The following is a 25,394-nucleotide window of genomic DNA, read 5'->3' on the forward strand; positions in this document are numbered from 1 at the left end:
ACGACATCTCACTTTCCAGGCTTGATTCCCCCAACAAACACACTGTTAAAGTACAGTAATTAGAGGCTTCTCCGGCCCTGTCTTTTCTGAACTTTCATGACCCATGATTTCCAGATAGTCCGCCGTGTTGGTCACAATAATCGGAGTTATCGTATCATACCCCGCCCTTTGTATAGCTTCAAGTTCAAATTCAATTAGAAGTTGTCCATGCTTAATTTCGTCCCCTTCCTGTACATGCACAGTAAAATGCTGGCCTTTCAGCTTAACGGTATCCAAACCGATGTGAATGAGCAGTTCTACGCCTTCAACTGATTTTAAGGCTATGGAATGCTTGGTGCGGAATACATTTGCTACGATGCCGTCAAAAGGTGCGACCACTTTTCCGCTACTTGGTTGAATAGCCATCCCTTTACCCACTGCTTCCTGAGAAAATGCTTCATCTTTGACCTGTTGTAAGGGAATTACGGTGCCCTCCATAGGTGCGAAAATAACGGTTTTAGATTTGAAGCTTTTACTTATACTTTGTGCTTTAGCAGGCTCGGGACGAGCTTCTATTTTAGTCGGTTCGGTAACCGTATCTTGAAAGCCGATCATATAAACTGCAATAAAAGTCACAATGATCGAAATAGCCATCGTAATAAGCGCATATACCAGGTTAGAGTGATCTTCACTGATAAACATCGGCAGTGATGCAAAACCTGGACCCACAGCTGCATAAGCTTTTAAATTCATAAGACCTGCAAACAATCCGGCAACCCCGGCTCCAATCATACAGGCGAACAGTGTTTTTTTCAGGCGTAAATGTACGCCATACAAAGCGGGTTCCGTAATGCCGAATACCCCTGAAATACCTGCGGACAAAGCAATTTGTTTGAACTTGGGATCTTTCGTTTTCAGCGAGACGGCAAATGCACCCGCGCCTTGGGCCATATTGGAAGCCAACATGGCAACCAGTACCAATGTTTCATATCCTGGTGAAGCCAGCGCAGCAAAAATAATAGGATAGAATACTTTGTGCATGCCGAACATGACGATTAGCGGCATCACGATAGACATCAATACGACTGTAAGCCAGCCGATTCGTTCCTGAATCCAGAATACACCGTTGGACATACCTAAGCCCAAATACGTACCTAGAGGTCCTAAGGCAATGAGAGAAACAGGTGCGACAATCAGAATGACGATTAATGGTTTTAGAAATATTTTCACAGGTCCGGGAGAGATTTTATCAGCAAATTTCTCAATATATGACATGAGCCATATGGTCAAAATAATAGGAATAACGGAGGTAGCGTATTGTACCGATGCTACGGGCAAGCCTGCAAATGTGACAGCTTTCTCACCTCCTAGCAAACTGATTAAGTTCGGATGAAGTAGCACACCCCCTAGGAGTACGGATACGAATGGATTAGTCTTGAATTTCTGCGCGCTGGAGAAAGCCAGCAGCATAGGCAGAAAATAAAATGCCGCATCCGAGATTACACTTAGGATCATATACGTTTGGCTTTCCTTGCTCATGATTCCGGTTACTGTGCATAGCAAGAGCAGTGCTTTTAACATCCCTGATGCAGCAATGGCCGGAATAATGGGCTGGAAAATACCTGCAATCATGCTCGCAAAACTATTGAACAATCCCTTAAAGCTTCGATCCATCTTCACTTTTTCGGCTTCATCGGAAGACGATTGATTCGGGTCCAGCAATTTGACTAGCTCATTGTAGACATAGCCTACATCATTTCCTATAATGACCTGATATTGTCCACCGCTATTCACGGCTCCCATAACTCCGTCCAAAGCTTTAATTTCATCTGTTTGTGCCAATTCCGGCTTACGAAGCGTCATCCGTAATCGAGTAGAGCAATGAATAACACTGTTAATATTATCGTTCCCGCCCACTTTGTTAAAAATGGCTTGTGCGATATCTTTGTAATTCATGAGTTACACCTACCTTCTTAAAATAAGGAACAAAAAAAGACCTAAAAAGGGTAGGGAAAAATATCCTACCCAATCTAGGTCTTGCCTGCCGAACAGTAACACGCCTTTATTGGATATTGTGCTATTTAGTTAATTAGAAGTCATAATTGATGGTGCATTGATGAATTGTTACATAGAAGCAACCCGGGTTTTAAGCGCTTACAATTAAAATATAGCACCTATTATCTACAGATGCAATACTTTTCGACAAAATTCTCTCTTTGTAAAAAGAAGTAAAAAGACCTCCATCGCAGCTGTAACTGCAATGGGGGCCTTATTTAAACCATATAACGATCATAGGACCGTCATCTGCTGTTAGGTTGGATTAAGCGTTCAACACTTTTTCAAACTTGGTTTTGTTCATACCGGAAATACGTTCTTCCCCGATCAAAGTCAATGGAACGGCACGAATGCCCATATCCCAAACCTCTTGAGCAAAAGCTTCATTGGTTTCAATGTTGCGTTCTTCGTACTCCACGCCTTTTTCACTCAAATAGCTTTTTACTTGACGGCAATGCGGGCAGTTTGTAGATGTGTATACAATTGCTTTTTCCATGAATATCACCTCATCATTTATTTTGTTACATCATATTTATTCAACCTTGCGAAGATCATTACAGGGCCAGTGCGCTGTGCTCCAAGCTTTCGATGTATTTCTCGCTGTCCATAGCAGCCATGCAGCCACTACCTGCTGCGGTAATTGCTTGTCTGTAGCGTGTATCCTGTACGTCGCCACAAGCGAATACGCCTGGCACGTTTGTTTCAGAAGTCCCCGGATTTACGACGATATAACCGTTCGCATCCGTTGTAATTTGCCCCTCGAGGAAGCCTGTATTCGGATGATGACCAATCGCCACGAATACGCCGCTAACTGTAATGGTCTCCTCTTCGCCTGTTGCATTATTCAGCACTTTCAAGCCAGTGACTCCGTTCTCGTCAGCGATCACTTCTACAGGAGTACGATTGAGCGCCCATTCAATTTTGTTGTTCGCACGAGCACGATCCTGCATAATTTTGGAGGCGCGCATTTCTTCACGACGATGCACCAACGTTACTTTGGAGGCAAAACGAGTCAGGAAATTGGCTTCCTCCAGTGCAGAGTCTCCACCGCCGATGACAACAATTTCTTTGCCACGGAAAAAGAAGCCGTCGCATGTTGCGCAAGTGCTTACGCCACGTCCGATATTATCCTGTTCACCGGGAATACCCAAATATTTGGCAGTCGCCCCTGTGGAAATAATCAGTGTATCGGTAACCAGTTCACCCAAACCTTCTACATCCAATGTAAATGGACGAGCAGTTGTGTCTACCTTGTTTACCCAACCTGTGCGGAATTCAGCGCCAAAACGCTCCGCTTGCTTACGCATATTATCCATCAAATCGGGCCCCATGATTCCTTCAGGAAAACCCGGGAAATTTTCGACTTCCGTAGTCGTGGTTAATTGTCCGCCTGGCTGTGGTCCTTCGATCACCAGTGGGCTCATGTTAGCGCGTGCCAGATAAATTGCAGCGGTCAAACCGGCAGGGCCGGTACCTATAATAATGGACTTGTACATATCTTGGTTCCTCCTAAAATATCATAAGTATTATATAACGAGTTTTCGACACCGGGCGCTGGGCAGCTGCATATACTCTAAAAGTAATTCCACCAAAAGCTTATCCCAAAATGTGGACACCCGGATATTGCAAAAACGAATCACTTGTTTTGTAGGTTCTTATGACTTAGACTGATTCTAAATCCTAATTTCATTATGCGGAAATAGCTGTAAACAGTCAAATGAAGTTTTCATGAAGCGAAGCTTAAAGATAAATTAGGTATGGAGGGATTATCCCGATTATGAATGACGTTTTTGTAGGTAGCTTTATTTCTGCCCTGTCCACTGGACTCGGCGCCGTGCCCATACTATTTATGCGTAATATCACGCATCGGCTTCGCGATGTTTTGTTGGCTTATGCCGCAGGAATTATGACCTCTGCATCCGTGTATAACCTCATTCCCGAAGCGATCGAGCATTCCAATTGGTTCGTGCTGACTGCGGGAATCCTGCTCGGCTGTCTCGTATTACTGGTGATGGAAATGTACATTCCCCATGCGGATTTGGAGGACCCGGACTCCAAGACCTTTCATCTGGAGTCCAAATCTTTTCTCATTATCGCAGCTATTACATTGCACAATTTGCCAGAAGGGCTTTCCGTTGGAGTCAGCTATGCAAGTGAGACTCACAATCTCGGCAATCTGATCGCCTTCTCTATCGGCCTGCAAAATGCCCCGGAAGGCTTTATCGTAGCATTATTCCTTGTGAATCAAAACATTGGCCGTTTCAAGGCATTGGGCATTGCTACCCTCACCGGAGCCGTGGAAATCATAACGAGTCTGATCGGGTTTTATTTGAGTAGCTGGGTGAACGGACTGGTACCTTACGGGCTTGCTTTTGCCGCCGGAGCCATGATGTTTATCGTCTACAAGGAACTGATTCCCGAGAGTCACGGGGATGGCAACCAGCGGATCGCCACATTCTCTTTTATTCTCGGCTTGATTACAATGATTGGGCTAACCGAATGGCTATAGCCGAGCAACACAAAAAAGCTGCCTTCTGCCTGTAATCCAGACAGATAAGCAGCCTTTTTGGCATGTTCACATGAAGGTACCTCATTTTTTTTGGTTCATGGAGCGCAGTGCTTCACGGTACTGCTCATCCTCACTTTTGTGAGTCTCCTTCTCTCCATTAGATATTTGGGAACGTTCATCCTTTTCTTCGTCTTTTCCAGCAAAACCACGTAAAGCCGCACGATAATCCTGATCCCCGTAAGCACCTTTGATGTTCTCGCGATCCTTTTCCACCTTCTTATCCGTCTGGATATCCGGCATATTGCGATGCTCCTCGGCATGGTGTTCTTCGACGTCGAGATTTTTATGCTGCATCTCACGCGTATGATCTGTCAATTCACGCACCTCGGGTTCCACCTGCACAGGATAAGGACGTTTACTTCTTTGCCGTGTATCCTCTTCGGTGGGGTGAGTCTTGGGAGAAGACTTGCGTGTCATCTTCGTATTAAATACCAGCAAAAAAATAAAGGCAACCGCAGCTACTACGATAAAAGCAATGGTCATCGGCGGCCTCCTATTCTCTTTCAGCGCTACGGTACCGTCTCGCTATCTCAGCGACCCGTTTGCCCAAAGAGCGACCTAGTGCAAGATCATCACCCGTTGGAAGATTAGGCGGTCCATTGGGGTCTGTCTCCACCGGACATGTTATCCCTACGCCGTAATAGGAGCCGTATAACGCATTTTCCGTAATATTAGCTGGCAGTCCTACAACAATCATGCCTTGATGAAGCATCGGAGTAATCAAATTCAGAAGTGTGGATTCTAATCCACCATGAACAGTAGCGGTTGTGCAAAACACAGCGCCGATTTTATCCACCAGCTTGCCCTGTGCCCACAGATACCCCAGCTTATCAATCCAGCTTTTCAGACCGCTACTAATGGTACCAAAATGGCCCGGGCAACCCCATATGATCGCGTCCACACTCACTAGCTCATTCACATCGGCCTCGTTCACATGCTTTAGCAACACTTCCGTGTGCTCAAGGCGCGCGCCTTCTGCGATGGAGCGAGCGAGACGTTCGGTATGCTCATTTTCACTGTCATATACAATCATGATTCTGGTCGTCATTATGCGCATCATCCTTTGTCAGCAAAATCATCCTTTTCGCATGCGCTCTTAACCTTGCCCAAAATCCATCTGAATATTATGAATCGTTTGACGCATACTTTGAAAATCCAAGAACTAGGGAGGCATGTTACACATGAATTCACGCGCCATATTAGTCAACCTGCTAGTTATTATCATTATTCTGGCAGGAGGTGGAGCCGCCGCCTATTACTATAATCAATCCGCCAACTACATAAAAACCGATAATGCCCAAGTGAGCGGACAAGCGGTTACCATTGCCTCTCCAAGCGCGGGCAAGCTCACAGGCTGGAATGCTGAAGTTGGTAAAACCTACACCGCTGGAAGCACGCTTGGGAATATAGAAGGAGGCGGAAGTCGAATTAGCGTTACGATTCCAACCGATGGTACCATCGTGCAGCAATCTGCGGTCAATAACTCGATTGTTGGGGCAGGCACGCCTTTAGCGAAGGCTTTTGATCTAAACAATTTATGGATTACCGCCAATATAGACGAAACGGCTGTACAGGATCTTCAAGTAGGACAGACCGTAGATGTATATATTGATGCTTACCCGGATACGTCCCTAAGCGGTAAACTCGAAAAGATCGGCCTGGCGACCGCATCGACTTTTTCACTACTGCCCACTTCCAATACCACTGCCAACTATACCAAGGTAACGCAGGTCGTGCCTGTCAATATTTCCATTCAAGGTTATAAAGGGCTGGGTATTATCCCGGGAATGAGTGCGACCATCAGAGTTCACAAGTAGGAGGCTGTCATGGATCAAAAAATGTCCGTCGGACGTATTCTGTCCGTGCTGCTGCTAGGCGCCTTCATTTCGATTTTGAATCAAACACTGCTTAACGTGGCCATTCCACACTTGATGAATGATTTCAATGTATCTGCAACGACCGTTCAATGGCTATCCACCGGATATATGCTAACCAACGGGATTTTGATTCCAATCACCGCTTTTCTGATTGAGTCATTCGGAACACGTGCGCTGTTCATATCCGCGATGGGGTTATTTACTGCCGGGTCTGTCGTCTGTGCTGCCAGTACCGGCTTTGCGCCTATGCTGGTTGGACGCGTTATCCAGGCCAGCGGAGCGGGCATCATCATGCCTGTGGTCATGAACGTGTTCCTGACTGTGTTTCCTCCGGAAAAACGGGGCGCTGCCATGGGTACCATGGGGATCGCCATGATGTTTGCCCCGGCGATTGGACCGACTTTATCCGGCTGGATTGTGGAGCATTACAGCTGGCGGCTGCTATTTTTGCTGGTTATTCCGCTGGCGATCATTGATATTCTGTTCGCCATACGCTGGCTCAAAAATGTATCCAAGCTAACAAAACCGAACTTTGACCTGTTGGGAACCATCTTTTCCACCCTTGGTTTTGGCTTTCTGCTGTATGGCTTTAGTTCAGCTGGAGACAAAGGCTGGAGTAGCAATACGGTAATACTTACACTCGCTGCCGGGATTGTGTTTATTGTAATGTTTATCGTACGTGAGCTGAACATGATACAACCGATGCTGGAGTTCCGTGTGTTTAAATATGATATTTTCACTGTATCGACCTTAGTCGGGGCTACCGTCAACATGACAATGTTCGGCGGGATGCTGCTGCTGCCGATCTATTTGCAAAATATACGCGGCTTTACACCGCTGCAATCCGGTCTGCTGCTGTTGCCGGGTGCACTGCTGATGGGTGTGATGTCACCGATATCAGGGGCAGTATTTGACCGTATCGGCGCGAGGCCGTTGGCGATCATTGGACTGATCATTACGGCAGTCACGACATGGGAATTCAGTCTGCTGACCGATGCCACCACCTACGGACATATTATGATCATCTATACGATTCGCAGCTTCGGAATGTCATTGCTGATGATGTCCGTCCAGACGGAAGGGCTAAACCAGCTACCTGCCCATCTCGGTAGCCACGGTACAGCCATGTCCAACACAGTACGGCAAATCGCTGGGTCTATCGGTACCGCTTGGCTCATTACTGTAATGAGCAGCCGGACCACGATTCATGTAGCGGATTATGCGAATGTCGCTACCACCGCCAATGTTCCTTTAACCGAAGGAGTAGCACAGTTGGGACAAACCCTCGCGCAAACGGCGGGCGTTTCAACAGAAAGTGGTTCAGCGTTGGCGCTACAACAGGTGTACCGCAGTGCCGTTACGGAATCGACGATCCATGGCATTAATGATGCCTTCATCATTGCTACAGGGATTGCGCTTGCAGGGCTATTGTTTTCCTTGTTCTTGCGACGGTCTACACCGCGACGAAGATAGACGTACAGCGTTAGCGAACTAGAGGTATGAGATGAACTTGCCTTTCAGACAGATAGGCTAGTACTGCAAAAGAAGGAGCATTCACCCCCTTGGATTTTAAGAGGTATGAATGCTCCTTCCTGTTTGTCATCTTGTAATTATTAGTCCTATGACCGCAATAAGCGCAGGCCATTCAAAATGACAAGTAATGTGCTGCCTTCATGCCCAATAACCCCAAATGGCAGGGCTATATCTTGCACAAAGTTGCTGATCACAAGCAGCAAAATGACACTTACCGCGAAGATCATATTTTGTTTGACCACCCGCTGCGCCTTGCGCGCCAGTGCTATCGTCGGAGCAATCTCCTCGATTCCATCGTTCATCAGTACCACGTCAGCGACCTCTAGCGCTGCTCCGCTGCCATGCATCCCCATGCCTAGTCCTACGGTTGCCGCAGTCAACGCTGGAGCGTCATTCACACCGTCGCCGACCATGACGACATGCCCGTACTGCTCCCGCAGCATGCGAATATGGCTGACTTTGTCCTCCGGCATTAAGCCAGCATATACGGCGTCGACTCCGGCCTGCTCCGCGATCACAGCAGCCGTTTCTGGACGGTCTCCGGTCAGCATGACGACCCAGATCCCCTGCGCTTGCAGACGTTTCACGGACTCTTGGGCCTGCGGACGCAGCTCGTCGCGTAGTGCCAGCATCCCGGCAATCCGATCATCCGCGAGGATAATGGATACGGTTTTGCCCTCAGCTTCCAGCCGGGCCCGACTCTCCATCCACTGTGGCTCTGCCAGAGGACTAGGTCCATCCAGTACATTTGTACGACCGATTTTCCACTTCACCCCGCCTATGATGCCTTCCATCCCCCATCCGGTGAGTGCCTGCACTTGCTCGGTTGGGAGCAGCTCTCTCTGTCCCCATTCAGCTTGGGCTTTGGCTACAATCGCTCGCGCCAGCGGATGCAAAGAATAACTTTCGATTGTAGCGACAATGTGCAATAGCTCATCGGCATCGTATTCTGCGGCGGTAATCCAATCCGTGACGACAGGTGACCCCATCGTTAACGTGCCTGTTTTGTCAAAAGCAACAACAGAAGTCAATGCCATATTCTCCACATGTGCGCCACCTTTGAACAGGATGCCCCGCCGGGCACGGTTGGAAATGGCCGATAGCATCACTGGCATAATGGATGACACGAGCGCACAGGGTGAGGCCACGACGAGGAACACCATAGCCTTGTAGAACGCTGCTGCCCACGTCCAGCCTAATGCTATGGGTGCACCGGCAATGACGATCAGCGTGACAGCAACAACAATTCGAGCGTACACCGATTCGAACGTTTTAATAAACCGCTGGGAATCAGGAACTTCGGTCTGAGCCTCTTCCACCATACGAATGATTTTTGAAAATAAAGTGTCCTCCGAGGACTGACTAACCTCTACATATAGCACGCCTTCTCCATTAATGGTGCCGGCATATACTTCGTCACCTTCCACCTTATTTACCGGAACAGATTCACCGGTAATAGATGCCTGATTCACTGCCGAAACGCCCTTGGAGATTCGCCCATCCGCCGGAATCAGTTCGCCCGGCTTCACCAGCAGCAGGTCGCCTGGCAACAGCTGCTCAATGCCGACCGTTTCCGTCCCCTCGCGAGACAAGCGCAAAGCCGTTTCCGGCTTCAACGCCATGAGCTCAGAAATATCCTTACTACTACGCTCGGTGGTATAGCTCTCCAGCGCACCACTGAGTGCAAAAATAAAGATCAGCATGGCTCCTTCATTCCAATAGCCAATGGCCGCAGCTCCTAGGGAGGCAGCGATCATGAGCAGATTAACATCCAGATCATGTTCTCGGATCAGTGTTTCGATCCCTTCTCTGGCTTTGGACCAGCCCCCAAGGGCGTAAGACACCACATACAGAATGACCGATAGCCATTGCCACCAATGTGAAATCCCCCATGCCATTAGCATCAGCAATCCACTACCTAGAGCAGCTTGCATCTCCTTGTTTTTCAGCATGCTTTTAAGCTGAAATTGCGGCTTGCGATTCGGACCGGGTCGTCCGCTGCCACTGTTTTTTGAAAGGGTTCGGTTAGAGGAAGACAATGTATCTTGTAATCGTTGAGCAGCTTGCATCATGTCACGTTCCTTTCATATTTTGTTCCTTGTACTAGCATCTCATTGAGAATGATATCCATTGTTAAGTGCCCTAAAATAGCACATGCTGCTTCGGGAAGCCCGAAGCAGCATGTTTGGCAATGAGAATGATAATCATTTTTGCATATATACAATTATTTTGGTTTAGTGAAACTTTTGTTTTATTATATACCTTTTCTTTTCCACTTGTAAACCAGTAATAGCCTAAATAAAAAAAGATACCCGCGCAAACACCGCAGGTATCCTCCATATTTAAAGTATCCTATTCAGGATTTGCAAAATTCGATTCCAGTCGCTCCAAAGTGCAATATATAGACGAACTAGACCATTTCGATCTATATATTGTTCATTGAAAGTCGCTTATTGGATTTTTGCAAAATCCTCTATTACATGAATTCGGGTTATCTTCAGGCTAAAGGAAACTTCCACGCATGGTTGTGTGCAGTTCCTGAAGTGTGCTGACGATCTGCGGGCTGTTGCAGTTCCAAACGCGCAGCCGCAAGGCGTGCAGCGGGAACTGCTGTGTCCGGGCAAATGACCCCCGTCAGCTCATTCTCCCAGATCGAAATCCCATCCAGAGACTGGTGAATTTCATCTATTGCTACCCATAAAGGAAGCTCGGGCTTTACACGCCGAACAGCTTCCATTATGCATTTTATCGTATCACTAGTATTCTCATGACCATTGACATCGGATGGAATCAACTGATCCTCAGCCCTAATGCCATCGGATGAAGTTGGTACGACTTCTAAAATGACCGTATCGGCAAAGCGTGCCAGATCTGCAGCTTGAGCCACCTGCTTGATCTGTCGTGCGCCCACTTCGGACATGTGATTGGGGTTGGCTGACTCCCCCGACCGTGCGGCTGGCCTGTTCCCTGTTTGGCTTACGTTAGGCACCAAAGACGGATCAACTGTCAAAAGTACGCCTACCCGATATGGAATGCACCGAAGACGTCCGCATAAGGTCTGCTCCGCAACGCCGTCAATCCAGTCTCGGGTTGCCCGGAATTCGTCCACGTCAGCCGGATTGCGCACCATAATCTCCAGCTTGGGTTCTCCCCCCTGCCGCACGCTCCGTAACGCCGCACGCAGTAATGCCTCCAGCTGCATATCTTGCAGGCTTCCAAGACCCACTGCATTGTTCTGCTCAATTAGGGCTATAGTGAGTGGTGATCCGTTCAAAGACTCGAATAAGCCTTCATATTCTGTTTCCAGCAAACTGATAATTCGGCGGGACAAATGCTCACACAATCCAGGCAGGCCAGATGCCTGGTTAAAGGTTTTGTACGTGTCAGATGCACGAGAACCGGGAATAAGGATGGGATCGGGCTCCCCGTCAGGGGCATGAATCATCTGTCCAGACTCAGCTACGTCCAGATAGGCATAGCATAATTCCCCCACGCGGCCAGATGCCTGTGACAAGGGACCATGCAGAAGACTATAACCGTCAAAACTGCCTATTTCTGATGCTGTCTCTGTACTGATGCGACTCAAACTTGCAGGAGCATCGGCATAAATCCGTATGGAGGTACGCCTGTATTCATCGCTCCATTTTAGGAGTGTGCCCATTGCTTGCCCAATATCGTTGCTGTTATTCAGCATCGTTTCCCCAAGTAATTCCGGATTCGCAGCCATCAAAGCCTCCGCTCGACTGATTACGCCCTGCTCAGCTAAACCAACCAGCCAGCCCAACGGATCTTCCTCCTGCGTAGCAGATACTTCATGGCTGCCTGCCCTTAGCGTCTCCATAGCCAACCTCTGTGCAGCAGCCTCCGTACCCGACTCTGGAACTTTGAGATCCCGGCTGTTTTTACCACCCAACAGCTCTGCGAATACATGCATCAGTTTAGCCTCCATGCTATTAATCCATCCTTTCTTCCGTCAGCAAGTTGGCACACACGAATTCGAGTACCCCTCCAAACAAAGAAAACGCTTACTCATTATGGAGCAACCGAATCTTACATGGGCCTTACCTGTAAAGCCCCTACCTTAACGTATTAGGCACGCCACACATTTATACATCTGGGCACAACCACCCTACATCCCAAAATAAATCTCTATACTGCTGGCACAAGACCACTCGAAAAAGGAACCTATAAAATAAACACCCCCGGTCTTCACAGGATGCCTATACATCCAATGCTAACCCAGGGGTGTTTATTTTTATTCGTAAGAACGAACCTTCAATACACGCATCACATTCAATACGGCTAGCAATGTTACACCTACATCGGAAAATACAGCCTCCCACATAGTAGCAATACCGAATGCTCCCAGCGTAAGAAACACAGCTTTGACGCCTAGCGCAAATATAATGTTTTGCCATACGATACGACGTGTGCGCTTAGCGATATGGATCGCCGTAACTAGCCTTGAAGGCTCGTCGTTCATGATTACGATATCTGCCGCCTCAATCGCAGCATCCGATCCCAAACCGCCCATCGCTACACCGACATCTGCCAGTGCCAGTACGGGTGTATCATTAATCCCATCGCCTACGAACAAAATTTTGTCGCTCGTTTTTTTACTTGTAGACAACTGCTCGATGGCTTCAGCTTTGTGCTGAGGTAACAGCTCTGCCCGTACTTCATCCAAACCCAGCTGTCGTCCTACAGCCTCGGCAACTGTCCTATTGTCACCCGTCAGCATGATGGTTTTAACCACACCCAACTTTTTCAGTGAAGCAACCGTTTGGGCTGCGTCTTCCTTAACCTCATCTGAAATCAGAATGCACCCAGCATACGTTCCGTCTACAGCCACATGTACGACCGTTCCTTCATCCAGCGTCCCTGCTTGCTGCGCCGCGTTAAAAGCCACATGCTCCCGCTCCATCAGCTTGGCGTTCCCGGCCGATACCAGACGACCATCTATTTGTGCCTGAATCCCGTGACCCGATATTTCACTATATTGCTGAACCCGTTCTGCTCTGAGTTCTTTACCGTAGGATTCACGCAAAGACGCAGCAATAGGGTGTGTGGAATGCAGCTCCGCCAAAGCGGCGGTTTCGAGCAAGCTTTCGTTTGTAAAATCTCCGGCAGGATAAATCCCTGTTACACGGAAAACACCTTTGGTGAGTGTGCCCGTTTTATCGAAAACAGCGTATTTCACATGATTCAGAGCTTCAAGATAGTTCCCGCCCTTGATCAGAATACCTGAACGGGAGGCTGCCCCGATTCCCCCAAAGAAGCCCAGTGGAATGGATACTACCAGCGCACAAGGACAAGAAATAACGAGGAAAACAAGCGCACGGTATACCCAATCTGCAAATTGTGCACCTGGCACAACAAGCGGTGGAACAACCGCCAACAACAGCGCTACAATAACCACTACTGGAGTATAGTATCTGGAAAATTTCGTGATAAACTTTTCAGTCGGCGCTTTTTTGGCACTCGCATTTTGCACTAATTCCAAAATTTTAGAGACCGCGGATTCACTAAATTCTTTGCTAACCTCTACCGTTAGAAGTCCGTTCGTATTGATAAATCCACTCAACACACTGCTTCCTGGCTCTACAGTACGAGGCACCGATTCACCAGTCAACGCAGAGGTATCCACATGCGATTTACCATCTATAACCTTACCATCCAGCGGGATCTTCTCGCCCGGCTTAATTACAATCAAATCCCCTATGCGAACGTCTTCTGGGGACACTCTCCGTACGGACTCAGCCGTCTTCAGGTTGGCATAGTCCGGTCTAATATCCATCAGATCACTGATGGACTTACGTGAACGGTTAACTGCAATGCCTTGAAACAGCTCTCCGATTTGATAAAAGAACATGACAGCTACGCCTTCCGGGTATTCCCCAATCGCAAATGCACCCACAGTAGCTAGCGTCATTAGGAAGTATTCGTCAAAGGCCATTCCACGCACCAGGCTGCGCGCAGCCTGCAAGACAACATCACCGCCAACGATGATATATGCCAGTAAAAATAGGGCCAGCTTGCCTACACCTTCGACAGGTAACCACCAGGCAACAGCCGCAACGACCGCACCAATAGCCAAACGCGCAATCATGCGGCGCATACCGTCCGTACCGTGATCATGCGTATGTCCAGCGTGGCCATCATCTCCATGCGAATGTGAATGAGCGTGGGTGGCTTCACCATGTTCGTGCTCTGCATGGTGGTTGTGATGCTCGTGTCCATGATCACCGTGGTTGTGTCCATCGTGCGTATGGGCTTGCTTGCCATGTGCTCCATGATGATGACCAGCGTGGCTGTGAGCCGCATGTTGCCCGACCTCGTGTGTATGCCCTTCACCTTCACCATCATGCTCATGACCGCATGCACAATCCTCTGTGCTGTCTGACTGTACTGCACCAGCATTGCTTCGGCTGTCTTCACGCAGGCGTCCACGAGCATTTTTTACAACCATTCGAACATGCGGCTCGAGTCTGTGAACCTTCCGTTCAGTCTGGCGAAAAACCTCTTCTTTTTGATCCGAACTTGTGGTCATCGTCAACGTTTTCGTAACAAAATTGACCGAGCAATCCAGGACCCCTTCTATTTTACTGACTCCATTTTCAATCTTTAGAGCACAGTTGGCGCAATCCAAACCTTCCAAAATCCATTCATGCCGTTCCGTTCTTTTTAGAGCATCCATAATCATCGGCCTCCAATTAACTATATATGAGCAACTGTTCATATATTATTTGTTAAGGTCATTATATTCAGGATCAGGGTCAAAAGTCAATGTCTCTAGCCCCTTTTTAACAAAAAAATCGACTTCAACGGACAAACGCCAAAAGAGCGCCAATCACTTGGCGCCCTACTGTTGTTTTATTCCAAAAAATCATTGATGTGATATGTGCTGATGGGTTTGCAAAAAGATCTGCTCCACATGATTATCATCCAGTGAATAAAACACCGTCTTGCCTTCCTTGCGTCGTTTGACAATACGCAGGTTGCGCAAATAGCGAAGCTGGTGGGATACCGCAGATTGTCCCATGTTCAACACCTGGGTCAGATCATGAACACACAATTCTTTTTGTGCCAGGGCATAAATCAGCTTAATCCGTGTCGGGTCACCCAGTGCTTTAAACAGCTCCGACATTTTGTATGCGATGGAATCCTCGACAAGGGAAGATTTTATGCGCTCGATTTCCTGATCTGAACCGTGACAAGCCGGCTCGCAATCCAAAGCTTCCGTTTCAGAATTCATCCTTTTCACCCCGTGTATTTCGACTTGATGCTTCTATTATAGCAAATTCGTAGAGTTTACGAATAGCTTATATTACAGCTTGCCCTGTAACAGAAAACTTCCAAGTTTCAATGCTTGCCTAACGCTATAGCTTTACACGACATAAAGCTTAATTCAACGTCTTTAATACTTCATCACTGTAAGGAATAATTTCTTCTATTTGTTGATCACGTAACTTCACCGCAAACGCTGGATCAACCAACAAAGCACGCCCAACCGCAACCAGATCAGCTTCCTCTCGTTCTACTTGCCCCACGAGTTGTTCTAATCTTGCCTCTACACTACTGGATTGATCGGTTTGACGATTATTATTTTTTTCCAAATCACTCAAAAAGGCCTTCTCCAAACCAATCGAGCCCACAGTAATCACTGGCTTGCCTGTTATCTTTTTGGTCCAAGCTGCCAAATTTAGATCAGACCCTTCAAATTCCGGTTCCCAAAAACGGCGGCTTGAGCAATGGAATATATCCACCCCTGCCTTCACTAATGGAGTGAGAAACTGTTCAAGTTCCTGTGGTGTCTGTGCCAGCTTTTCTTCATAGTGATACATCTTCCACTGGGAGAATCGCAGTACAATTGGGAAGTTCGGCCCCACTGCACGACGGCAAGCCTCAATGACCTCCACCGCAAACCGAGTACGCTGGACCAAATTGCCTCCGTATTGATCGGTACGCTTATTCGTTTTGTCCCAGAAAAATTGATCGATTAAATAGCCATGTGCTCCATGAAGCTCAATACCGTCAAACCCCACTCGCTGGGCATCGGCAGCGGCCTGAGCATAAGCGGAGATAATATCCGCAATCTCAGCCTCCGTCAATGGCTCGACCACCTTTTCACCAGCGGGAGAAATACCGGACGGACCGACAGGCAATGCCTCGGGATTCGGTTGATTATCTGCACCTATTTTACGGGCCGTACCCACATGCCAGAGCTGCGGTATAATCTTGCCACCTACCGCATGAACCTCCTCAACTACCTTGGCCCATCCCTCTAATCCCTCTCCATAAAAATTAGGAATGCTTGTGTGCTCCACAGCTGCAGGATGATTAATAGCAGTGCCCTCCGTAATAATCAATCCAACTGCATTTTCCGCACGGCGACGATAATACGCGGCCACTTCAGGCCCTGGAATACCTTGAGGAGAAAAATTCCGTGTCATAGGCGCCATAACAATCCGATTGGGAAGAGATAAATTACCTGCCTTAAAAGGTTTAAACAGTAATTCTGTGTTCATTAATTTTTCCTCCGCTCTCCACTAGTATTATCGTTTTCACTCTACTGTTATACAATTCCATTTTACACATATGTAAACTTGAGTTCAAGAAGCCACAGTTTTAATTTTAATAAGCTACACAAAAAAAGAAGAAGCGGCTCTAAGTCCGCTTCTTCTTTCCTAATTCGTTTGTACTTGAGTGATTTTGCAAAAATCCTGACTTATTAGTGTGCTACCATGTTGTATTCCATAATCCATACAGAACCACCAACAATGGTCAACAGGATAACTACCCCGAAAATCAAAGTCATGACATTCCAGCGTGGTCCATTGCTTTCACGAATGTGCATGAAGAAGAAAAGCTGAACCAGAAATTGCAGCACTGCCGCGGCTAAAATAACAACCATGGTCGAAGTGCGGCTCAACATATGATTCATAACCACACCGAGAGGAATGATGGTCAGTACGATGGACAGAATAAACCCGATAACATAGGATTTCACTGAACCGTGAGAATCATCATGACCATGCGAACCCGCTCCTGTTTGATGCTGTGCCATCTACATCACCCCCATCAAATAGACGACTGTCAGCAAGAAGATCCAGACAGCGTCCAAAAAGTGCCAGTACAAGCTCAATGCCGAAACTTTGCCCTTCGTCTCTGGTGTAAGCCCGCGTTTCTTCAACTGGAACATGAGTCCAATCATCCAAACCAGACCTAACGAAACGTGAAGTCCATGCGTTCCGACTAAAGTGAAGAATGCCGACAAGAACGCGCTGGTTCCAAAATTGGCTCCTTCGTGTACCAACTCAACAAACTCGTAAACCTCAAAACCGATAAAACCAAGACCCAGGATCGCCGTCACGATTAACCAGTTAATTAATCCCTTCATGCTTCCTTTGTTCATGGCCAACACAGCCAGACCACTTGTGAAGCTGCTCGTGAGCAAGAGGAACGTTTCAATAATAACGCCCGTCATGTTAAACAGCTCTGCGCCACCCGGTCCTCCGGCTGTGTTGTTCCGAAGGACGACGAAGGTTGCGAACAAGGTACTGAACAGGATTACGTCCGTTACGAGGAAGATCCAAAAACCAAGCATCTTCAATTCTTGCGGATCGTGATGCCCGTGGTCATGATCATGGCTTTGGTGTGCTGCTGCTTGTGCCATTATACAGACCCCCTTATTGCCGCTTCCGTGCGTTTTACTTCATCCGCAGGGATATAGTAGTCGCCATCATAGGAGAAGAACGAACGGCAAATCATACAAATTGCCACACCGATCAACCCTGGAATATAGAAGAACGACCATCCGAATACGAACCCGAAACCTGCAATGAAAAAGAATACCGACATAATGAATGGAATCGCCGAGTTCTTCGGCATATGAATCGCTTCAATTGGCGGCTGCTTTCTGAAAATACCTTTTGCACGTTTATCTTTTTCTGCCCACCAGTCATCCCGTTCTTCTACTTGTGGAATGGTAGCAAAATTGTACTCCGGTGCAGGTGAAGGAATCGACCATTCCAACGTATGGCCACCCCAAGGGTCGCCTGTTGTATCCTTCAGCTTGCGGTAATTCTTGATGCCCAGAAGAATTTGAAGAACCTGGAACAAGAAACCAATCCCCATCAAGAATGCCCCAACGGTCGAAACGAGGTTAAGCGGCTGCCAGCCGGTATCCCAGCCATAAGTGCTCAGACGACGCGTCATACCCATCAGACCCAGAGAATATTGTGGAATAAAACATACATAGAAACCGATGTTCCAGAACCAGAAAGCCCATTTACCAGGCGTTTCAGGTAATGTGAAACCGAACATTTTAGGCCACCAATAGTACAGACCTGCCAAGTAACCGAACACTACACCACCAATCAGAGCGGAGTGAAAGTGAGCGATCAGGAAGTAACTGTTATGGAACTGGAAGTCAGCAGGCGCTACAGACAACATGACGCCCGTCAAACCAGCAATCAAGAAGTTAGGAATAAAAGCAATTGACCACATCATAGGGGTCTTGAATGTAATCTTACCCCGATACATCGTGAACAACCAGTTAAATACTTTAACCCCTGTTGGTATTGCGATAACCATCGTCGAAATCGCAAAGAATGCATTAACATCTGCGCCTGATCCCATCGTGAAGAAGTGATGCGCCCAGGTGAAGAAGGACAAGATCGCAATAATGAACATGGCGTAAACCATGGACTTGTATCCAAACAATTTCTTTTTGGAGAATACACTGATGACCTCGGAATAAATACCGAAAGCCGGCAAAACTACAATGTATACCTCAGGGTGACCCCACATCCAGATCAAGTTGATATACATCATCGGATTACCGCCGAAATCAAGCGTAAAGAAGTGTCCTCCTCCAAAGCGGTCAAGGAATAGCAAGGCTAAAGTAACCGTCAGAATTGGAAACGCGAAAATGATAATAACACATGATGAAAATACGGACCACGTAAAGACAGGAATCTTCATCCAAGTCATACCAGGTGCACGCATTTTAATGATAGTAACAATAAAGTTGATCCCTGTAGCCAATGAACCTATACCCGAAATCTGAATACCCCAGATATAGAAGTTCTGACCAACGCCGGGACTAAATTGCATTTCTGAAAGCGGTGGATAACTCAACCAACCTGCATCTGGCGAACCGCCGATAACGAAGGACAGGTTGAACAACATCGCTCCCATAAAGAAAAGCCAGAAGCTCAATGCGTTCAGGAAAGGGAACGCAACGTCGCGCGCACCAATTTGAAGTGGTACGGCAATGTTAAACAAACCAAACATCAACGGCATCGCCATAAACAAGATCATGATCGTGCCATGTGTTGTGAAAATCTGGTTGTAATGCTCAGGATGCAGTAGTGTAACATCCGGTGTAGCAAGTTGAACACGCATCAATAATGCATCCACGCCTCCGCGGAATAACATCAAGATGGCCGCAAGAATATACATAATACCGACTTTTTTATGGTCGACGGTAGTCAACCAGTTTTTCCAAAGCCAGCCCCATTTTTTGAAATAAGTGAGCACAAACACGATCCCGATCGTTGCTAGTGCGATGGAAACGTCCGCTCCATAGATCATCGGGTCTCCAGTAACGAAGAAAGTGGATGCAAACTCTTTTATTTTGTCAAGCATTGGGGGCCTCCTTCCCTGTAATCATTTAATGGTGTCCGCTCATATTCATATGACTCATGTCCATTGCAGCTTCATCTTCTGTATCGGACTTGGAAGAACCTTCTGTGGATGTGTGTCCGCCATGTCCAGCATGCGGGTTAGAAGCACCATCCACTACATACTTGCTTACAATGTCTTGGAACAAGCCATCTGGAATTGAAGAATACTCATCAGGTTGGGACAAACCTGGTTTTGCAAGCGCCAAATAGCCGTCTTTCGTCAGCGGCTTAGACTGCTTCTTGATGTTAGCGACCCAGTTTTTGTACTCTTCATCCGACTGAACCTCTACATCAAAACGCATTTGTCCAAAATGCTCACCGCTAAAGTTTGCACCCGAACCAAAGTATGTTCCTTCGTGGTCGGCCTGCAAATGCAGTTTCATTGCCATGCCTGACATGGTGTAGATCTGACCGCCCAATTGCGGAATCCAGAACGAGTTCATCGGGGCGTCGGCAGTCAGTTCAAAACGGACTGGAACACCTTTAGGAATGTGAATTTCATTGACTGTAGCAATACCTTCTTCAGGGTACATAAAGAGCCATTTCCAGTCCAGTGAAGTCACTTGAATGGTTACTGGCTTTTGTGTACTTGCCAACGGCTTGGAAGGCTCCAGCAAGTAGGTATATCTCGCAGTTATAACCGCAAGAATGCAGATAACGATGATTGGAATAGCCCACCATACGGTCTCCAGCTTTTTGCTGTCATCCCAATGAGGTTGGTACTTGGCTTTGTTATCCGGTGCGTCGCGATATCGCCAAATGATGAAAAAAGTCAAAATCATGACCGGTACAATCAGCAGTGCAGCCATAGACGTTGAAAGAATGATCAGCTCTTTTTGTGCTTGCCCAATAGGTCCTTTTGGATCGAAAACAACGTATTTTCCGCCAGCATAAAAACACGTCCAAATGAGCAATGCTACCGTGAGCACGGTCAAAACCAACGCAATAATCGCTTTTGGTTTTTTGTTCATGTTGTTCCCCTCTCCTTAAATAATAAATTACTCAAAACTTACGAACTCCTGTAATGTTGCCCTTATATAAGATAGCAGAAAAGCGGCCACTTTTTTTATTGTTAACAGAATTGTCGATTATTTGTCCGTTTTTTGTGAAAAACATCTCTAAAAATAAAATTTCTCTTGCAAATTCAAAATTTCTTATTAATACAAAGATGACATAATAAAAACGTTATTTGTGTATCTTAAAGAAGTTATATTAAAGAAAAAAGGGGACTCCTTACAGTTATCATCCTACACTGCTCGAAGCCCCACATTGTTGTTTTCGGTATATATTGCTTTAAATCATTTTTAAATTGTATTAACTGCGGCCGTTTTCCTGGTCTTCCTTCTTGCGTGCAATGACAAATGATTTCCCAACTAGAAAAATAAAAATCCCGGCAACAACGCAGCCAATACCTGTCATTAAATATATATTTCGATCAGTTAAATTACCTATATCAAGCAAAATAAGGATAATTCCTGCAATACAGGCGATCCAAGCGATAACAGATACCGTGCGGCTCATTTGGTTATCATTTGATCCTGATTTCCTAACATTCGAAGCCATACCCTCCACTCCCTCTGGTTTAAAATGGTTTAAAACGCCCTCGTCAGGTATTTTTTTCAGTATGCACACTTCTTATTTTTTTATTCCTGCTGTCTCTACATACTTGAAACAACCTGCATTCATCTTGGTTATTATTACCCCAGAGGGCCTCCTATTCAAACAAAAGGGAGCAGAGACAGGCGTAAATCTGCTTTATTTTCAAAACATCTCTTCGTTTAACGTCTGGTCTCCAACCAGTTATTACTTACTACATTTCGATACCAATAGTAACTTTCCTTCGGGGTGCGGACCTGTGTGCGGAAATCGACATGAATCATGCCAAATCTCATATTATATCCCTCTGCCCACTCAAAATTGTCCATAAGTGACCATGCCATATATCCTTTGACATGAAGGCCGTCATGAATAGCCCGGTGTACCTGCACCAAATGCTGCTGCATATACGAAATACGACGGTCATCCTGAACCTTGCCATTCACGACATCATCGTTGATGCAAGCCCCATTCTCTGTGATATAAATATCGAGGTTACCGTATTTTTGCAAATAATGCAGTACCTCGTACAGCCCACGCGACTCCACTGGCCAACCGATATCCGTTACAGGTAGCCCCATATTGATTTCTTCAGATTGAAGAAACCCGGCTTCAGGATTAAAACGATTAACTGACATAGCATAGTAATTGATACCGATCATATCAATAGGCTCGCCGATAATATCCATATCCCCATCCTGAATAGGCACGGTGGCTCCCTGCTCCGCAAACCAGTCTACCAAAAACTGAGGATACGAGCCTTGATAAATAGGTTGAAGAAACCAGTCACTGTGCAGGGAAATGGTGCGCGCACAAGCGGCTTTATCTTCCTCAGATGTGCTGTAAGGAACAGCCCAGGAGACATTGGGAGCGATACCGATCTGGCCACTGGTGCCCAGCTCGCGGAAGCGGCGCACAGAAAGACCATGCGCAACTAGCAAATGATGTCCTACATCAATGGCTGTCTGAAGATTGGTCAGACCCGGGGCATGAACACCCAGCATATTGGATAAAAAGGCGATGCACCACGGTTCATTGAATGTTAGCCAATGGTGTATTTTACCGTGAAATTCGCGGAACATCGTTTCTGCAAACTGGACAAATGCTTGAATCGTGCGACGATTCTCCCAGCCTCCAGCATCCTGAAGCGCTTGAGGCAGATCCCAATGGTACAGTGTACAAAACGGTTCAATCCCATTTTCGTTCAACAAATCGACTACGCGATGATAATAGTCCAATCCTTCTTGATTGACTTCACCGTCACCATTGGGAAATATACGCGGCCAGGACACTGAAAAACGGTATGTACGAATGCCCAGCTCCTTCATTAGGCGGATATCTTCCTCGTAGCGATGATAGCTGTCACAAGCTACATTGCCGTTATCACCGTTGAATACTTTGCCAGGCGTATGGGCAAAGGTATCCCAGATCGACAAACCTCTCCCATCCTCCTCATAAGCTCCCTCGATTTGATAGGCTGCCGTCGCGGTCCCCCACATAAAGTCCTGCGGAAATTGAAAAATGGTCATAATGTCTCTTCCTCTCCTTTAATTATAATCGTATGTCCGTTCGTTATTTCATGCTCTTTGGTAAAAATCCATGACAAAATGAATCCTCCATGCTCAGGATCAGGCAGAGCCTGACGGGCATTAGCGCTAAACGGATGCGCACTGCGAATCGTGCAGCTTCCTGCTGAGATGGATGTGACCAGTTCAGCGCAGACAAGCCGGGAACCGGACCATTCCATGCCGACCGTCATCCCGCCATGTCCCTTCAATCCACTGACCCGTCCCTTCGACCAGGCCGTTGGTAGGGCAGGCAGTAACGTCAGTTCTCCCGGACGGCTTTGTAGCAGCATTTCTGCGATCCCCGCCGTCGCACCAAAATTACCGTCGATCTGAAAAGGCGGGTGAGCGTCGAATAAATTAGGATAGGTCGATCGCGACAGCAACGTGCGAACATACCGATGTGCGGCATCGCCATCTTCCAGCCGAGCGTACAGGTTAATCAACCAGGCACAGCTCCATCCGGTGTGCCCACCACCGTGATCAAGCCGTCGACGCAGCGATATGCGGGCCGCCTCAGCCAGCTCCGGGGTATCACGGATGTGAATTTGTCGACCGGGGTACAACCCATATAGATGCGAGACATGCCGATGCCCAGGCTCCGCTTCCTCAAAATCGACAAACCATTCCTGTAACTGACCGTGACGGCCAATTTGATAGGGCATTAACCTGTCCCGTATCTCCTCGCAGCGGTTGCGAAACTCATCGTCTAATTCCAGCAGGTCCGCAGCTTGAATGCAGTTACCCAACAGCTCCCGAATCAGCGTCATATCCATGGTGGAGCCAATAGATATACTGCATTCCTCGCCGTCCGGCGTTTTGAATTTATTTTCAGGTGATGTGGATGGGGATGTCACAAGCCAACCCTCCGGGCCTTCCACGAGCCAGTCCATGCAAAAGGCTGCCGCCCCCTTCATGAGTGGATAAGCTTGTTCTGCCAAATAGGCTGTATCCAGGGTAAACAGATAGCGCTCCCATAGATGGGCGGTCAGCCATACACCCCCAAGCGGCCAAAACGCCCAACTGGCATGGCCCCCTGAAGGTCCAGCGTATCTCCACACATCTACATTGTGATGAGCTGCCCACCCTTGAGCACCATAATGGATGGAGGCTACCCTCCGTCCCGTGCGGGCAACTTCTCCAATCATGTGCAGCAATGGTTCATGGCACTCGGCAAGATTGCATACCTCAGCGGGCCAATAGTTCATCTGAGCATTGATATTGGTTGTATAATTACTGTTCCACGGCGGCTGCACCCGGTCATTCCAGATGCCCTGAAGATTGGCAGGCTGACTCCCCGGACGCGAGCTGCCCATGAGCAAATAGCGGCCATACTGAAATAACAGCACCTCCAGCCCCGGGTCGTCCTGACCTTTCTGATAACGTTCTAATCGCAGATCGGTCGGTAGAACGGAGTCGTCGGTTAAAGTATCACCTCTCAGTTCTAATACAACGCGGTCAAACAGCTTTCGGTGATCCTGTTCATGGCGTTGCCGCACCTGCTCACTTCCCAGCGAAATTGCTCCGTCTAAAATGACTTGACATGCTTCTGCTGACTCCGTTGCATCACTATTCGGCATAGTGTGAAATCCCCGAAATCCGGTAGCTGCTGCCAAATACACCGTGATTTTATCCGCGCCTGAGATGATCAGTGCTCCATCAGCACCCTTCGTCAAGGTTCCTCCCTCGGGAATAACCCTCGCCTGAACTGCAAAAGCCATCCCCAAATCATTTTCATAAACAACAGACTGTGGATGATCGCCGTGATAATTAGATTCCACATGACTGGGCGCTCGTCCAGTCAACGTAATAAAGTCCCCGGACGGCTCCTCGGATGGAGCGTCCTCCTTATCGCTATCCCATTTGGATGAATCACCAAAATGTATATCCTCTCCAACCTCGTCTTCACAAGGATGGAGGGAAGTGATGCGCACGGATGCATGGATCTTCCCAAGCTTATTCGCAGTCAGTGACACCATCATGACTCCATCTGGCGCACTGGCGATAACTTCACGGGTATAGCAGACTCCAGCACTCTGAAAAGTGACCGCTGCCGTTCCGGTCAGCAAATCCAGTTCCCGTTCATAATGTGCAATTTCCCCTAGGCCCTCCTGCGTAATCCACAAATCTCCCAAAGGCTGATAGGCTTCCGTATCGCGACCTAGCATATTCGCATTAATCAGTTGTTCCGCTTCCTTGTATTTTCCATCTGCAATCAGCTTTCTGACAGGCTGCAAATATCGCAATGCATCATACTGAACGCCGTCTCTGGGAAATCCGGACCAGAGCGTATCCTCGTTTAATTGCAAATGCTCCTCTCTGATTCCGCCAAATACCATAGCTCCCAGCCTTCCGTTACCGACTGGCAATGCTTCCTCCCATACCTCAGCAGGCTGGCGATACCATAAACGCAGGGACTGTCGTCTTTCGCTTTTCGTCACATCAAACCCTCCCCCATCAAGATGAAACAGAGCGCTAATCCCGTATGGACCACAAGGACAAGCGCTCTGTCATTCCGGCATTCAAAATT

At 47.4% G+C, this 25,394-nt stretch carries 20 protein-coding genes; 3 read left to right on the forward strand and 17 right to left on the reverse strand.

What is annotated here, in order from left to right; genetic code table 11:
- Nucleotides 1–45: 45 nt before the first annotated feature.
- The 3 genes from ACUUJN_RS22330 to trxB all read right to left on the reverse strand — a co-directional run bounded on the left by ACUUJN_RS22330 (nucleotide 46) and on the right by trxB (nucleotide 3,530).
- Nucleotides 46–1,935 (reverse strand): beta-glucoside-specific PTS transporter subunit IIABC, encoded by a 1,890-nt coding sequence (locus ACUUJN_RS22330; protein ID WP_484668939.1) that lies wholly within the window; start codon nucleotides 1,933–1,935, stop codon nucleotides 46–48.
- Nucleotides 1,936–2,299: 364 nt separating this feature from the next.
- Nucleotides 2,300–2,530, reverse strand: coding sequence for a glutaredoxin family protein (locus ACUUJN_RS22335; RefSeq protein ID WP_007432162.1), 231 nt, complete (start codon nucleotides 2,528–2,530; stop codon nucleotides 2,300–2,302).
- 58 nt (nucleotides 2,531–2,588) lie between these two features.
- A complete protein-coding gene (trxB, locus tag ACUUJN_RS22340; RefSeq protein ID WP_028541826.1) occupies nucleotides 2,589–3,530 on the reverse strand; it encodes a thioredoxin-disulfide reductase in 942 nt (313 codons plus the stop codon).
- A gap of 281 nt (nucleotides 3,531–3,811) precedes the next feature.
- Between trxB and ACUUJN_RS22345 the strand changes: the two genes are divergently transcribed.
- The gene (locus ACUUJN_RS22345) at nucleotides 3,812–4,543 is read left to right on the forward strand and encodes a ZIP family metal transporter (protein WP_053326102.1); all 732 of its coding nucleotides are present in this window, start codon (nucleotides 3,812–3,814) and stop codon (nucleotides 4,541–4,543) included.
- Nucleotides 4,544–4,624: 81 nt separating this feature from the next.
- Here the strand turns inward: ACUUJN_RS22345 and ACUUJN_RS22350 are convergent, their stop codons facing one another.
- Nucleotides 4,625–5,086 carry a hypothetical protein gene (locus ACUUJN_RS22350; protein ID WP_053326103.1) on the reverse strand — a complete coding sequence of 154 codons (462 nt, stop codon included), beginning with the start codon at nucleotides 5,084–5,086 and terminating at the stop codon, nucleotides 4,625–4,627.
- A gap of 10 nt (nucleotides 5,087–5,096) precedes the next feature.
- Nucleotides 5,097–5,651: an NAD(P)H-dependent oxidoreductase gene (locus tag ACUUJN_RS22355; RefSeq protein ID WP_053326104.1), complete on the reverse strand. Its 555-nt coding sequence runs from the start codon at nucleotides 5,649–5,651 to the stop codon at nucleotides 5,097–5,099.
- Between the two features lie 133 nt (nucleotides 5,652–5,784).
- Here ACUUJN_RS22355 and ACUUJN_RS22360 point away from each other — a divergent pair, with 133 nt between their 5' ends.
- Nucleotides 5,785–6,420: an HlyD family efflux transporter periplasmic adaptor subunit gene (locus ACUUJN_RS22360; RefSeq protein WP_103744670.1), complete on the forward strand. Its 636-nt coding sequence runs from the start codon at nucleotides 5,785–5,787 to the stop codon at nucleotides 6,418–6,420.
- A 9-nt stretch (nucleotides 6,421–6,429) separates the two neighbouring features.
- On the forward strand, nucleotides 6,430–7,953 hold the full coding sequence (locus tag ACUUJN_RS22365; RefSeq protein ID WP_023990320.1) for a DHA2 family efflux MFS transporter permease subunit: 1,524 nt from the start codon (nucleotides 6,430–6,432) through the stop codon (nucleotides 7,951–7,953).
- A 146-nt stretch (nucleotides 7,954–8,099) separates the two neighbouring features.
- Here the strand turns inward: ACUUJN_RS22365 and ACUUJN_RS22370 are convergent, their stop codons facing one another.
- From ACUUJN_RS22370 to ACUUJN_RS22425, 12 genes are all read right to left on the reverse strand, one after another.
- Nucleotides 8,100–10,082: a heavy metal translocating P-type ATPase gene (locus ACUUJN_RS22370; RefSeq protein WP_484669768.1), complete on the reverse strand. Its 1,983-nt coding sequence runs from the start codon at nucleotides 10,080–10,082 to the stop codon at nucleotides 8,100–8,102.
- Between the two features lie 428 nt (nucleotides 10,083–10,510).
- A complete protein-coding gene (locus tag ACUUJN_RS22375) occupies nucleotides 10,511–11,962 on the reverse strand; it encodes a PEP-utilizing protein (RefSeq protein ID WP_484668940.1) in 1,452 nt (483 codons plus the stop codon).
- A 306-nt stretch (nucleotides 11,963–12,268) separates the two neighbouring features.
- A complete protein-coding gene (locus ACUUJN_RS22380; RefSeq protein WP_340857723.1) occupies nucleotides 12,269–14,710 on the reverse strand; it encodes a heavy metal translocating P-type ATPase in 2,442 nt (813 codons plus the stop codon).
- Between the two features lie 189 nt (nucleotides 14,711–14,899).
- Nucleotides 14,900–15,268, reverse strand: a complete 369-nt coding sequence (locus tag ACUUJN_RS22385) for an ArsR/SmtB family transcription factor (RefSeq protein ID WP_007432172.1) — start codon at nucleotides 15,266–15,268, stop codon at nucleotides 14,900–14,902.
- A gap of 148 nt (nucleotides 15,269–15,416) precedes the next feature.
- The gene (locus ACUUJN_RS22390) at nucleotides 15,417–16,541 is read right to left on the reverse strand and encodes an NADH:flavin oxidoreductase (protein WP_023990325.1); all 1,125 of its coding nucleotides are present in this window, start codon (nucleotides 16,539–16,541) and stop codon (nucleotides 15,417–15,419) included.
- A 203-nt stretch (nucleotides 16,542–16,744) separates the two neighbouring features.
- Nucleotides 16,745–17,080 carry a cytochrome o ubiquinol oxidase subunit IV gene (gene cyoD / locus ACUUJN_RS22395; RefSeq protein ID WP_023990326.1) on the reverse strand — a complete coding sequence of 112 codons (336 nt, stop codon included), beginning with the start codon at nucleotides 17,078–17,080 and terminating at the stop codon, nucleotides 16,745–16,747.
- On the reverse strand, nucleotides 17,081–17,689 hold the full coding sequence (cyoC, locus tag ACUUJN_RS22400) for a cytochrome o ubiquinol oxidase subunit III (protein ID WP_023990327.1): 609 nt from the start codon (nucleotides 17,687–17,689) through the stop codon (nucleotides 17,081–17,083). It abuts the gene before it with no gap.
- Nucleotides 17,689–19,665, reverse strand: coding sequence for a cbb3-type cytochrome c oxidase subunit I (locus tag ACUUJN_RS22405; RefSeq protein ID WP_023990328.1), 1,977 nt, complete (start codon nucleotides 19,663–19,665; stop codon nucleotides 17,689–17,691). Before ACUUJN_RS22405 ends, cyoC begins: the two co-directional genes overlap by 1 nt.
- 25 nt (nucleotides 19,666–19,690) lie before the next feature.
- Nucleotides 19,691–20,674, reverse strand: coding sequence for a ubiquinol oxidase subunit II (cyoA, locus tag ACUUJN_RS22410; RefSeq protein ID WP_023990329.1), 984 nt, complete (start codon nucleotides 20,672–20,674; stop codon nucleotides 19,691–19,693).
- Between the two features lie 343 nt (nucleotides 20,675–21,017).
- Complete coding sequence (locus ACUUJN_RS22415) at nucleotides 21,018–21,266, reverse strand: hypothetical protein (protein ID WP_013311984.1); 249 nt, start codon at nucleotides 21,264–21,266, stop codon at nucleotides 21,018–21,020.
- A gap of 215 nt (nucleotides 21,267–21,481) precedes the next feature.
- Nucleotides 21,482–22,828 carry a GH1 family beta-glucosidase gene (locus ACUUJN_RS22420; protein ID WP_025721514.1) on the reverse strand — a complete coding sequence of 449 codons (1,347 nt, stop codon included), beginning with the start codon at nucleotides 22,826–22,828 and terminating at the stop codon, nucleotides 21,482–21,484.
- Nucleotides 22,825–25,305 carry a glycoside hydrolase family 95 protein gene (locus ACUUJN_RS22425; RefSeq protein WP_484668941.1) on the reverse strand — a complete coding sequence of 827 codons (2,481 nt, stop codon included), beginning with the start codon at nucleotides 25,303–25,305 and terminating at the stop codon, nucleotides 22,825–22,827. The genes ACUUJN_RS22420 and ACUUJN_RS22425 overlap by 4 nt, the downstream gene beginning before the upstream one ends.
- Between the last annotated feature and the right edge of the window lie 89 nt (nucleotides 25,306–25,394).

The organism is Paenibacillus sp. LRG-1 (genome assembly GCF_057220305.1).